The organism is Pararhodobacter aggregans, from assembly GCF_003075525.1.
Taxonomy (GTDB): Bacteria; Pseudomonadota; Alphaproteobacteria; order Rhodobacterales; family Rhodobacteraceae; genus Pararhodobacter; species Pararhodobacter aggregans.
In genome coordinates, this window is the sequence record NZ_QDDR01000005.1 from 38,991 (window position 1) to 50,359 (window position 11,369).

The 11,369-nt window shown below is 67.8% G+C and carries 12 protein-coding genes; 10 read left to right on the forward strand and 2 right to left on the reverse strand.

What is annotated here, in order from left to right; all coding sequences use genetic code 11:
- Positions 1-24: 24 nt before the first annotated feature.
- The 5 genes from DDE23_RS10730 to DDE23_RS10750 are packed head-to-tail and all read left to right on the forward strand — an operon-like array spanning position 25 to position 3,749.
- On the forward strand, positions 25-1,746 hold the full coding sequence (locus tag DDE23_RS10730; protein WP_107753579.1) for a sensor histidine kinase: 1,722 nt from the start codon (positions 25-27) through the stop codon (positions 1,744-1,746).
- A 56-nt stretch (positions 1,747-1,802) separates the two neighbouring features.
- Positions 1,803-2,162, forward strand: a complete 360-nt coding sequence (locus tag DDE23_RS10735) for an HPr kinase/phosphorylase (RefSeq protein WP_238149960.1) — start codon at positions 1,803-1,805, stop codon at positions 2,160-2,162.
- A 12-nt stretch (positions 2,163-2,174) separates the two neighbouring features.
- Positions 2,175-3,074, forward strand: a complete 900-nt coding sequence (gene rapZ, locus DDE23_RS10740) for an RNase adapter RapZ (RefSeq protein WP_107753581.1) — start codon at positions 2,175-2,177, stop codon at positions 3,072-3,074.
- 4 nt (positions 3,075-3,078) lie between these two features.
- Entirely contained in the window at positions 3,079-3,480 is a 402-nt protein-coding gene (locus DDE23_RS10745) for a PTS sugar transporter subunit IIA (RefSeq protein WP_107753583.1), read from the forward strand.
- Positions 3,477-3,749, forward strand: coding sequence for an HPr family phosphocarrier protein (locus DDE23_RS10750; protein WP_107753585.1), 273 nt, complete (start codon positions 3,477-3,479; stop codon positions 3,747-3,749). The genes DDE23_RS10745 and DDE23_RS10750 overlap by 4 nt, the downstream gene beginning before the upstream one ends.
- A gap of 276 nt (positions 3,750-4,025) precedes the next feature.
- Here DDE23_RS10750 and DDE23_RS10755 read toward each other — a convergent pair whose 3' ends face one another.
- Entirely contained in the window at positions 4,026-6,230 is a 2,205-nt protein-coding gene (locus tag DDE23_RS10755) for an ATP-binding protein (RefSeq protein ID WP_107753586.1), read from the reverse strand.
- 236 nt (positions 6,231-6,466) lie between these two features.
- Between DDE23_RS10755 and dapE the strand changes: the two genes are divergently transcribed.
- Complete coding sequence (gene dapE / locus DDE23_RS10760; RefSeq protein WP_107753588.1) at positions 6,467-7,615, forward strand: succinyl-diaminopimelate desuccinylase; 1,149 nt, start codon at positions 6,467-6,469, stop codon at positions 7,613-7,615.
- Here dapE and DDE23_RS10765 read toward each other — a convergent pair.
- Positions 7,603-8,421, reverse strand: coding sequence for an LOG family protein (locus tag DDE23_RS10765; RefSeq protein WP_107753590.1), 819 nt, complete (start codon positions 8,419-8,421; stop codon positions 7,603-7,605). The genes dapE and DDE23_RS10765 overlap by 13 nt on opposite strands.
- 73 nt (positions 8,422-8,494) lie before the next feature.
- Between DDE23_RS10765 and DDE23_RS10770 the strand changes: the two genes are divergently transcribed.
- The 4 genes from DDE23_RS10770 to DDE23_RS10785 all read left to right on the forward strand — a co-directional run bounded on the left by DDE23_RS10770 (position 8,495) and on the right by DDE23_RS10785 (position 11,330).
- Positions 8,495-9,424 carry a serine/threonine dehydratase gene (locus DDE23_RS10770; RefSeq protein ID WP_107753592.1) on the forward strand — a complete coding sequence of 310 codons (930 nt, stop codon included), beginning with the start codon at positions 8,495-8,497 and terminating at the stop codon, positions 9,422-9,424.
- Positions 9,421-9,846, forward strand: a complete 426-nt coding sequence (locus DDE23_RS10775) for a hypothetical protein (RefSeq protein ID WP_107753594.1) — start codon at positions 9,421-9,423, stop codon at positions 9,844-9,846. The genes DDE23_RS10770 and DDE23_RS10775 overlap by 4 nt, the downstream gene beginning before the upstream one ends.
- Positions 9,847-10,121: 275 nt before the next feature.
- Entirely contained in the window at positions 10,122-10,949 is an 828-nt protein-coding gene (dapD, locus tag DDE23_RS10780; protein ID WP_107753596.1) for a 2,3,4,5-tetrahydropyridine-2,6-dicarboxylate N-succinyltransferase, read from the forward strand.
- A gap of 126 nt (positions 10,950-11,075) precedes the next feature.
- Positions 11,076-11,330, forward strand: coding sequence for a GlsB/YeaQ/YmgE family stress response membrane protein (locus DDE23_RS10785; RefSeq protein WP_107753598.1), 255 nt, complete (start codon positions 11,076-11,078; stop codon positions 11,328-11,330).
- The last annotated feature ends 39 nt before the right edge of the window (positions 11,331-11,369 follow it).

Sequence of the window (11,369 nt, forward strand, 5' to 3'; positions counted from 1 at the left end):
GCAGGGATCGTCCCGAAACAGAACATGACGGCGGTGGGGGCACAGGTGACTACGCAATCCGGGACACCCGGAAGCGACGTCGTCCTTGGGGACGACTGGGTTCGGCCGCAAAGCGCGGTCGACACCGAGGTGCGCATCCACCGCGCCCGGCGTGGCCTGTTCTCGATCTTCCAGTCGCCGCTGGCGCGCAAGATCATCCTGTTCAACATGCTGGCGCTGGTCCTGCTGGTCGCGGGCGTGCTGTTCACCAACCCGTTCCGCGATTCCCTGGCCCGGCAGCATGAGGTGGCGCTGGTCACCCAGGCCGAGGGGCTGGCCGATGTCATGGGCGTCCTGCCTGCGCTGGTGCCCGATGCGGGCGCGTATCCGACCGCCGATGCCCGCCGCCTCAGGGCCGGGACGCTCGACGCGCTGACCCTGAACGCCGAGACCGAGGTGCTGCTCCTCGATGCGGACGGCCGCATCGAGACGGCGCGCCGGGGGTCGGGCGCGCGCAGTTCGACGCCGCTTGACGCGCTGGAGGTCGATCAGCACCTGACGGTGATCTCGGACATTCTGGACGCGATCTGGTCGGGCCTTGCCGCGGTGGTGCCGGGCGACCGGTCGCCCCAGCCCGATCCCGCGACCCTGCTGGCCGAACTGCACGCCGAAGCCATGCAGGGCCATTCGTCCAGCCGCGTGCTGCGCCTTGATGACGGGTTCCGCATGCTGGCCGCCGCGCCGGTGCTGGTCGATGGCCAGCCGGTCGGCAGCGTGGTCATGCAGCAGATCCCCGAGACGATCGAGCATATGCTGCGCTCGGAACGCGAGCAGGTGCTGCAGATGTTCATCGTGGCCCTGCTGGTGTCGGTCGGGCTGTCGCTGGTGCTGGCCTCGACCATCGCCAACCCGCTGGCCGACCTCGCCACCGCCGCCGAACTCGGCCGCGACAAGAACGCGCGGCGCATGTCGCCGGGCCGGGTCCGCATCCCCGACCTGACCGGCCGCCCCGACGAGATCGGGCGCCTGTCGTCGGCCATGCGCGGCATGGTCACGGCGCTTTACGACCGGATCGACGCCAACGAACAATTCGCCGCCGACGTGGCGCATGAGATCAAGAACCCGCTGGCATCCCTGCGCTCGGCCGTGGGCACGCTCAGGGTCGCCAAGCGCGAGGATCAGGTGACCCGCCTGCTGGATGTGATCGAGCATGACGTGCGCCGCCTCGACCGGCTGATTTCCGACACCTCGAACGCCTCGCGGCTGGATTCGGAACTGGTCAAGGAAGAGGAAGAGACCTTCAACCTGTGCAAGACGCTGGACAACCTGTCCCAGCATCTGGCGCAGGAGGCCGAGGCCAAGGGCGTCGAATTCATCACCGAACTGCCGCGCGATGCGATCATGATCCAGGGGCTGGAGGCGCGGCTGGCGCAGGTCTTCGTCAACCTCATCACCAATGCCATCAGCTTCTGCGGCGAGGGCGACGCGGTCCGCATCTGGGCCCGCAAGCGCGAGAACCGGGTGCTGGTGGTGGTCGAGGATACCGGCCCCGGCATCCCCGAAGCCGCGCTGACCAAGGTCTTCAAACGCTTCTATTCCGAACGCCCGCAGGATTTCGGCAACCATTCGGGGCTGGGTCTGGCGATCTCCAAACAGATCGTCGAGGCGCATGGCGGCGTCATCTGGGCCGAGAATATCCGCCCCACCAACGCCGACCGGAATTCGCCGCCGCTGGGCGCGCGGTTCGTCGTCGGCCTGCCGCTTTGATCCCCGACGGGCCGAACCTGCATGCCTCTGCCGTCGCCTTCGGTCCGGGGCGCGGGGTGCTGATCCTCGGCCCCTCGGGCAGCGGCAAATCCACGCTGGCGCTGGCGCTGATCGGCGAGGGGGCGCAACTGGTGGCCGACGATCAGGTGATGCTCTGCCCCGACCGGGGCGCGCTCTATGTCCGGGCGCCGCGCCCGATCGCCGGGCTGATCGAGGCGCGCGGGCTGGGTCCCCTGAGGCTGGCCCCGCGACGGCTGGCGCGCATGGTGCTGGCCGTCGACATGGCGATGGCGCCGCGCCGCCTGCCCGATCCCGCTGAAAGATGTATCTCGGGGGTCACGATACCGTGTCTTCCCGGCCGGGCGGACTCGTCTTTCGCGCGCGGATTGGCCCATTATCTACAAGGTCTGCAGTGATGGACGGACGGGATGCAGGATAGCGGCGCGGCGATGCGGGTGGTGATGGTGACCGGACCTTCGGGTGCCGGCCGGTCGTCGGCCATCGACGCGCTCGAGGATCTGGGGTTCGAGACCATCGACAACCTGCCGATGTCGCTGATCCCGCGCCTGCTGGACGGCCCGCCGCTGCCCCGGCCGCTGGCGTTGGGCCTCGACGTGCGCAACCGCGACTTCTCGTCCGAGAACCTGATCGAGCTGGTCGACCGGCTGCACCGTGCGCCGGGCGTGGCCTCGGACCTGCTCTATGTCGATTGCAGCACCGATGTGCTGGTGCGCCGCTTCTCCGAAACCCGGCGCCGGCACCCGCTGAGCCCGGATGGCGCCCCGCTCGCGGGCATCGAGCACGAGCAGGAACTGCTTGAATCGGTTCGCGAACGCGCCGATGTGCTGATCGACACCACGACGCTGACGCCGCATCAGTTCAAGGCCGAGATCGGGCGCTGGTTCGCCCCGCGCGAGGGCGGGCCGATGTCGGTGTCGGTGCAGAGCTTCTCCTACAAGCGCGGTCTGCCGCGGGGCGTCGACATGGTGTTCGACTGCCGCTTCCTGGCCAATCCGCACTGGATCCCCGAATTGCGCGAGCACGACGGCCGCGAGGCCGAGGTCACCGCCCATGTCGAGGCCGACCCGCGCTTTGCCGATTTCTTCGAACGGGTCGAGGGGCTGGTGACCTCGCTGCTCGATGCTTTCGTCGATGAAGGCAAGTCGTCGCTCACCATCGCTTTCGGCTGTACCGGCGGAAAGCACCGCAGCGTTGCACTTGCAGAAAAAATGGCCCGGACGCTTGCGGAACAGGGCTGGCGGGTGTCAAAGAGGCACAGGGAGCTGGATCGGCGCAAATCTTTGGCAGCGCCGGGTAAGCAAGGGTAAGGACGTGATCGGAATCGTGATCGTCGCACATGGTGGTCTGGCGCGGGAATATCTCGCCGCCGTGGAACACGTCGTGGGCAAGCAACTGGGGATCCGCGCGATCGCCATCGAATACGACCATGACCGTGCGCGCAAGCAGGCCGAAATCTGTGCGGCCGCCGACGAGGTGGACATGGGCGACGGGGTGGTCGTGGTGACCGATATGTTCGGCGGCTCGCCGTCGAACCTGTCGATGCCGGCCTGTTCCTCGCCCGACCGGCGCATCCTCTATGGTGCCAATCTGCCGATGCTCATCAAGCTGGCCAAGTCGCGCCGCCTGCCGGTGCCCGAGGCTGCGGCGCTGGCGCTCGACGCCGGTCGGCGGTACATCAATTGTTACGAGCAGACCGGAGGGGGCGGCGTATGAGTGCCGAGCGCGTGCTGAAGATCGTCAACGAAAAGGGCCTGCACGCCCGCGCCTCGGCCAAGTTCGTCGAGGTGGTCGAAGCCCATGACGCCCAGGCTGAGGTCGAGAAGGACGGGATGAGCGTCTCGGGCGATTCGATCATGGGTCTGCTGATGCTCGCCGCCTCGCGCGGCACCGAGATCCGCGTGCGCACGAAAGGCGAGCAGGCCGAGCCGCTGATCGAGGCGCTGGACAATCTGGTGGCCAACCGCTTCGGCGAGCCCTTCTGAGGCCCCGCCAACACCGGCACCGCCCTGTGATCCTGACCCTGCGGCGACCGGCAGGCCCGGCCGCACCAGCCCCCGGGAAAGCTGCCGGCTCTGCGGCACGGGCCATCCCTCTCGCCAGGGCACCGGCCAACCCGCCCCGACCCCGCATCCCTTCATCTTTGTTCGTCAAATATCCACGGGGTTTCCAAAGGGGGCGTGCCCCCCTTTGGCGAGGGGGCGCGGGGGGCGAGCAGCCCCCCGCTTCCGGTCGCCCGAGGCACGAGGGCGAAACCGCTCCTAGCCCGAGGTCGCCCTGAGCGGGATCACCCCGCCGCGCGGCGAGGGGCGGCGGCGGCCGCGTTCGGCGATCAGCGAGCCAAGGACGCTGCGCAGCCGGTCCAGTTGCAGGGGCTTGGTCATGCAATCGTCGAAGCCCGCCTGCAGATAGCCCTCGACCTGATGCGACATCGCATTGGCGGTGAAGGCGACGATCGGCAGCAGCGTCGCGGGGGGCCGGGCTCCCGGCGCGGTCGCCCGCTCGGCTTCCCGGGCGCGGATCTGGCGCAGCACCGAGACGCCGTCCAGATCCGGCATCGAGATGTCGAGGATCACCAGATCGAAATCCTCGCGCTCATAGGCCCTGAGCGCCTCGGTCCCGTCGGGCACCAGCACCGCGGCGATGCCCAGCTGCCCCATCATCGCCCCCAGGATCATCCGGTTGGTGCGGTTGTCGTCGGCCGCCAGCACCCGCAGCCCCTGCAGGTCGGACGATCCGGTGACCACGGCCGGGTCGGGCGCGGCGTAGCGGATTTCGGGCATGTCGGTGCGCGGCACCGGCAGGAAGATATGCACCTCGGTGCCCTTGCCGATGGTCGATTTCAGCTCGATCATGCCCTGCATCATCTCGACCAGGCGGCGGACGATGGGCATGCCCAGCCCGGTGCCGCCGAAGCGGCGGGCGATGGAGCTGTCGGCCTGGCTGAATTCCTCGAACACCTGCGCCATCTGCGCCTCGGTCATGCCGATGCCGGTGTCATGGATCCGCAGGGTGATGCCCCGGGGCGAGGTGCAGTCGATATCCACCCCGACCGAGCCCGTCTCGGTGAACTTGACGGCATTCGAGATGACATTGTGCAGGATCTGCAGGATCCGGTGGGGATCGCCCAGCCGTGCGCCCTGGCCGTCGCCGGTCAGGGTGACGCCGAACGAGATCTTCTTCTCCGAGGCTTTCAGCGTGTGCACCGATTCGATGCGCTGGGCCAGATCGGTCGGGATGAAGGGCACCGTCTCGATTTCCAGGAGGTCGGCCTCGATCTTCGACATGTCCAGCAGGTCGTTGATGATGCTCAGCAGCAGCGCGCCCGAATCGTGCATCACCTTGACCATGCGGCGCTGGTCGGCGTCGCTGACCAGCCGCTCCAGCACCTCGGCCACGCCGAGAACGCCGTTCAGGGGCGTGCGCATCTCGTGGCTCATCTTGGCGAGGAAATTCGACTTGGCGGCATTGGCGCGGTTGGCTTCCTCCAGCGCCTCCTGCCGTTGGCGGTCGGCATGGACCTGATCGGTGACGTCGAGCACGGCATAGACCACCCTCGCGGTCGAGGTCTCGCCGCCCACCACCGGCGCGGCATGGACCGAGCAATAGCGCAGCCCGTCCGGGCAATGCAGCGCGAAGCGTTCGGCGGGCCAGGGCTGGCCGGTGGCGATGGTGTGGTCAAACGGGGTGTCGCCCTTGACATAGGGCGTGCCGTCCTCGCGCGTGTAGCGCCAGCCGTCGTCGTCGTGGCTTTTGCCGATCATCTGTTCCAGAGAGACGCCCATCACCGTGACGGCCGCGTCATTGGCGAACTGGATCACGCCCTCTTCGTCGAAAACGATGATCCCCATCGCCGTGGTTGCCAGGATCGAGGACAGGAAGGCCCGTTCGCCCGCCAGTTCCGCCTGCGCGGCGCGGACCGCCAGTTCCTTTTCCCGCCTGAGCAGCACCGAGCAGATCACATCCGCCACCGATTGCAGCAGATAGACCTCGCCCGCCAGGAAGCCGTGGGTGTTGCGGACCCCGTCGAAGCCGACGAAGCCGTACATCTTGCCCTCGGACATCATCGGCACCAGCAGGATCGAGCGGATCGCCTGCGATTCCAGCAACTCGCGCGAGGGCGAGCCGGGTTCGAGCTGGGCCACGTCGGGGACGTTGAACTGCTCGCCGTGGTGCAGGGGTTCAAGGCTGGGGCCCAGCATCTCCATCGGCAGGGATTGCAGGTGCTCGATCATCGGATCGATACCCTCGGCGCACCATTCATGGGTGTTGTCCGACACCTCGCCGCGGTTCACGAAGACATAGGCGCGGTCGCGGACGCAATAATCGCCGATGCGCGAGATGGCTTCCTGCACCACCGCGTCAGTCTGGTCGATGGGCGCCCGCAGCAGGTCGTTGAGGATATCCACCACCAACGCCTGGATTCGGGTAAGCCGCGTCTCGTTGCTGATGATGTCATCACTCATGACTGTTGGTCCCGGCCCGTCCGACGTTATGCCCGGCTGATCGCCTGATCGGTTTGCCCAAAATTAGTTAATGATCTGTGTTCTGCACTAGGGGCTATGCAATTTGCGATGCAACCCACAGGTGAAGTGTGACCTTTCCTGTGCGATACGTCAATGATGGCGAGCGTTTGGGCCGGTTCTTGATGCGACGTAAAGCTTGGGCTAGCAGGTCAGCATCGCTTTCTCCGGAGGCTGCCATGCCCGCGCCCCTCGATCCGGTCGATCTGACCGCCCGCCTGATCCGCTGCCCCTCGGTCACGCCCGAGGAGGGCGGGGCGCTGCGCCTGCTGGAGGCCGAGCTGTCGGCGGCCGGCTTCGTCTGCACCCGGGTCGACCGGGGCGAGACGGCGAACCTGTTCGCGCGCTGGGGGGCCAAGGGGGCGAACCGGGCGTTCGGCTTCAACGGCCATACCGATGTCGTGCCACCCGGCAATCCGGCGGACTGGCGCTTCGATCCCTTCTCGGCGACGCTGGCCGAGGGGCGGCTTTACGGCCGGGGCGCCTGCGACATGAAATCGGGCGTCGCGGCCTTCGTCGCGGCGGCGGTCGATTTCGTGCGCGAGACGCCGCCCGACGGCGCCGTGATCCTCGCCATCACCGGCGACGAGGAGGGGGACGCGACCGACGGCACCGTGGCGCTGCTGGACTGGATGGCGGCCCAGGGCGAGCGGATGAGCCATTGCATCGTTGGCGAGCCGACCTGCCCCGAGGTGATGGGCGAGATGATGAAGAACGGCCGCCGCGGCTCGATGACCGCGCGGATCGAGGCGCGGGGCAGTCAGGGTCACGCCGCCTATCCGCATCGGGCGAAGAACCCGCTGCCGGCGCTGGTGCGGCTTCTGGACCGGCTGGCGAGCCATGAGCTGGACCGGGGCAACGCGCTCTTCGACCCCTCGACGCTGGCGCTGACCACCATCGACACGGGCAACCCGGCCACAAACGTGATCCCGGCCAAGGCCCGCGCGGTGCTGAACATCCGCTTCAACGACCTGCACAGCGGCGCCAGCCTGACCAGCTGGCTGGAGGGCGAGATCGCCCGCGTGACCGAGGAGACCGGCGTCGATTTCTCGCTGGTGGTCAAGGTCTCGGGCGAGAGCTTCGTCACCGAACCGGGCTGGTTCACCGACCTCGTGGCCGACGCGGTCGAGGCGGTCTGCGAGCGGCGCCCGGCGCTGTCCACCTCGGGCGGGACCTCGGACGCGCGGTTCGTCAAGGACCATTGCCCGGTGGTGGAATTCGGCCTGGTGGGCCAGTCGATGCACAAGACCGACGAACATGTCGAGGTCGCGCATGTGCAGCAGCTGAAAGCCGTCTACCGCCGGATGCTGGACGCCTATTTCGCCTGATCCCAGCCCATGATCGCCTCGATGGCCTCGTCCGCGGTTTCCACCATGCGAAACAGCGACAGGTCCTCATGCGCGATGGTGCCGGCCTCGGCCAGCATGTCCCAGTTCACGACCTTTTCCCACCAGTCGCGGCCGAACAGCAGATAGGGGATCGGCTTCATCCGCCGGGTCTGGATCAGGGTCAGCGACTCGAACATCTCGTCCAAAGTGCCGAAGCCGCCGGGGAACACGACGACCGCCTTGGCGCGCATCAGAAAATGCATCTTCCGCAAAGCGAAATAGTGGAAGTTGAAGCACAATTCCGGCGTGACATAGCGGTTCGGCGCCTGCTCATGCGGCAGCACGATGTTCAGACCGATGGACTTGCCGCCCGCCTCTTCCGCCCCGCGGTTGCCGGCCTCCATCACACCCGGGCCGCCGCCGGTGGCGATGATCCAGTCGTTGCCGCCCGCGGCCAGCGAAATTTCGGTCATCTTGCGGGCGAAGATCCGCGCTTCCTCGTAGTAATGCGACAGCGCCGCCAGTTGCGGGGTGCGGGCCCGGTCCTTGTGCTCGGGCGCGGGAATGCGGGCGCCGCCGAACAGCACCACGGTCGAGGTGACCCCGGCCTCGTTCATCGCCATCTCGGGCTTCAGCAGCTCCAGTTGCAGCCGCACCGGGCGCAATTCATCGCGGCAGAGGAATTCCTCGTCGGCGAAGGCCAGGCGATAGGTCGGCGACAGCGTCTGCGGCGTGTCGGGCACCTGCTCGGCGGCGACGCGATCCTCGCGGCTGTGACGGAATGCGTGGCGGCGGTCGTCATTCATGGTCTGGCCCTTTCCTCCGTGGGACACTCTGACTATCGTTCCGCCACGCGGATGACCAGTAACGGAGACGGCAATGGACTGGCGGGCAGAGATCGAGGCAGCGGCCGGGCGCATTGCGGGCCATGTCAGGCGGACCCCGGTGATGGAGATCACGCTGGGCGGATTCCCCATGGAAATCAAGCTGGAGCATCTGCAACACACCGGCACCTTCAAGGCCCGCGGCGCCTTCAACTCGCTGATCCGGGGGCCGGTGCCCGCCGGGGGCGTGGTTGCAGCCTCGGGCGGGAACCACGGCGCGGCGGTGGGCCATGCGGCGGCGAGCCTGGGCATCCCGGCGCAGATCTTCGTGCCCGAGATGGCGGGCCCGGCCAAGATCGCGCTGATCGAACGGACCGGGGCGGGGCTGACCGTGGTGCCCGGCCAATACGCCGACGCGCTGGAGGCGGCGCTGGCCCATGAGGCGAAGACCGGCGCCATGCAGGTCCATGCCTATGACGCGCCGGGCACGCTGGCCGGGCAGGGGACGCTGGCCCGGGAATGGGACGAACAGGGCCTATCGGCCGACACGGTGCTGATCGCCGTGGGCGGCGGGGGCCTCATCGGCGGATCGCTGGCCTGGTGGCAGGGCGCGCGCAAGGTCGTGGCGGTCGAGCCCGAGACCTCCTGCGCGCTGAACGCGGCGCTGGCGGCGGGCGGGCCGGTCGATGTGGAGGTCTCGGGCGTCGCCGCCAACGCGCTGGGCGCCCGGCGGATCGGCGGGCTGTGCTACGGGCTGGCGGCGGGGCAGGGGATCCCGTCGGTGCTGGTCAGCGACGCCGCGATTATCGAGGCGCAGAAGCTGCTGTGGCGCGAGGCGCGGCTGCTGGTCGAACCGGCGGGCGCCACGGCTTTGGCGGCGCTCCTCTCCGGCGCCTATGTGCCCACGCCGGGCGAGAAAGTCGCGGTGCTGCTCTGCGGGGCGAACCCCGCGCCCGAGCCCGTTTCCCGGGACAGGGCCGCATGAGCATGCCACAGCAAACACTCGTCCGGTTCGACGTGAACAAGGCCGCGGCTGGGGCGGTCAGCGGACCGCTGACCTCTGGCGCGATGGTTGCCTATGTGCAATCCCTCCTGGTGGCGGCGGGTTGGCATGCCACGGAGCCGGTTGAACAACTGGTCGAGGAGGTGTGGACCTGCGCGTTCGACAGCAAGGGCGCGCCCTTCAGATTGGCCGGTCAACTGGGGCAGCCCTCGGAGGATCAGGCGGAGCTGTGGTGCGCCGCTATGATCTCGATGGGTCGGGAAACGCGCTTCAGCCTCTTTGATTGGATCCGGGGACGCAATCGGGCCGACCCGGTGGCGGACGCCGAGGCGCCAGAGGCGGCCCTGGCGATCCTGGGCCGGGCGCCGGGCATCCGGAACGTCACGGTTGTCGACGCGTTCTGACACGCTGCCCTCGGGCGGTCGGTGTTCAACCGGCGCAAGGCACCTGCTCTCGACCCCAGTGATATCGGCGCACGCCGGGATCAGCCGTTCCGGAACCGCGCTCAGCGGGCCGACGGTGCAAAGCATCGCAATGGCAGGGGAAATCGCTGTGCATCGGGTGTCCTGCCGGGGGGTCTGCGGGGCCGGGCGGCGTCAAGAAGGCGCAGCCGGGAACGTTGTTTGTCCCCGTCGCTCATTGTATAGGCAACCGGGAAAACGCACCCGGAGAGAGCCCCATGTCGAACGCCGCACTCGAAACCGCCATCGAAGCCGCCTGGGAGGCCCGGGACGGCATCACCCCGGCCACGAAGGGCGAGACCCGCGACGCCATCGAGGCGACGCTGGCGGCGCTGGATTCGGGCTCGCTCAGGGTGGCGGAACGCGGCGCGGATGGCAGCTGGCACGTCAACCAATGGGCCAAAAAGGCGGTGCTGCTGGGCTTCCGCCTGCAGGACATGGATGTGCAGACCGGCGGCCCGCAGGGCGGCAGCTGGTGGGACAAGGTCGACAGCAAGTTCAAGGGCTGGGACGCGGCCCAGTGGAAGACCGCGGGCTTCCGCGCCGTCCCCAACTGCATCGTCCGCAAATCGGCTTATATCGCCCCGGGCGTGGTGTTGATGCCGTCCTTCGTGAACCTCGGCGCCTATGTCGACAGCGGCACCATGGTCGATACCTGGGCCACCGTCGGTTCCTGCGCCCAGATCGGCAAGAACGTCCACCTCTCGGGCGGCGTCGGCATCGGCGGCGTGCTGGAACCGATGCAGGCGGGCCCGACGATCATCGAGGACAATTGCTTCATCGGCGCGCGCTCGGAGGTAGTCGAGGGCTGCATCGTGCGCGAGGGTTCGGTGCTGGGCATGGGCGTCTTCATCGGCAAGTCGACCAAGATCGTCGACCGCGAAACCGGCGAAGTCATGTATGGTGAGGTTCCGGCGGGCTCGGTCGTGGTGGCGGGCTCGATGCCGTCCAAGAACAACGTGAGCCTCTATTGCGCGGTGATCGTGAAACGGGTGGACGCGCAGACCCGCTCGAAAACCTCGATCAACGAACTGCTGCGCGACTGATCCGCGACGCAGGGCCGAAACCCGCTGAGCGGATTTCGGCCGGACGGGAACTTTTTCCGGCGCTGGTGGTTAACACCGCAAGCGCCGGGGCTGTCCCGACGCCCCGTTACCAACTGGGGGACTATCATGACCGGACTTGGATGGATCGCAGCGATCGTCATCGGTGCCATCGCTGGTTGGCTTGCCGAACAATTCATGCGCTCGAATATGGGCATCCTGATGAACATCATTCTGGGCATCGGCGGCGCGCTGATCCTGAACGCCATCCTGATGGCGGTCATGGGCAGCACGCTGGGTGGCTGGATCGGACAGCTGATCGTCGGTTTCATCGGCGCCTGCCTGCTGATCGCGCTGGCCCGGATGCTGCGCCGCGCGGCCTGATCCGCGCCTGAGAATTTCGGCCCCAGGGCCGGATATCCC

Excerpts from the sequence above, each read along its gene's own strand:
- DDE23_RS10770 (WP_107753592.1), top strand. The coding sequence starts at position 8,495 with ATGGACTGGCGGGCAGAGATCGAGGCAGCGGCCGGGCGCATTGCGGGC.
- DDE23_RS10775 (WP_107753594.1), top strand. The coding sequence starts at position 9,421 with ATGAGCATGCCACAGCAAACACTCGTCCGGTTCGACGTGAACAAGGCC.
- dapE (WP_107753588.1), top strand. The coding sequence starts at position 6,467 with ATGCCCGCGCCCCTCGATCCGGTCGATCTGACCGCCCGCCTGATCCGC.
- DDE23_RS10765 (WP_107753590.1), bottom strand. The coding sequence starts at position 8,421 with ATGAATGACGACCGCCGCCACGCATTCCGTCACAGCCGCGAGGATCGC.
- DDE23_RS10785 (WP_107753598.1), top strand. The coding sequence starts at position 11,076 with ATGACCGGACTTGGATGGATCGCAGCGATCGTCATCGGTGCCATCGCT.
- rapZ (WP_107753581.1), top strand. The coding sequence starts at position 2,175 with ATGCAGGATAGCGGCGCGGCGATGCGGGTGGTGATGGTGACCGGACCT.
- DDE23_RS10750 (WP_107753585.1), top strand. The coding sequence starts at position 3,477 with ATGAGTGCCGAGCGCGTGCTGAAGATCGTCAACGAAAAGGGCCTGCAC.
- DDE23_RS10755 (WP_107753586.1), bottom strand. The coding sequence starts at position 6,230 with ATGAGTGATGACATCATCAGCAACGAGACGCGGCTTACCCGAATCCAG.
- DDE23_RS10730 (WP_107753579.1), top strand. The coding sequence starts at position 25 with ATGACGGCGGTGGGGGCACAGGTGACTACGCAATCCGGGACACCCGGA.
- dapD (WP_107753596.1), top strand. The coding sequence starts at position 10,122 with ATGTCGAACGCCGCACTCGAAACCGCCATCGAAGCCGCCTGGGAGGCC.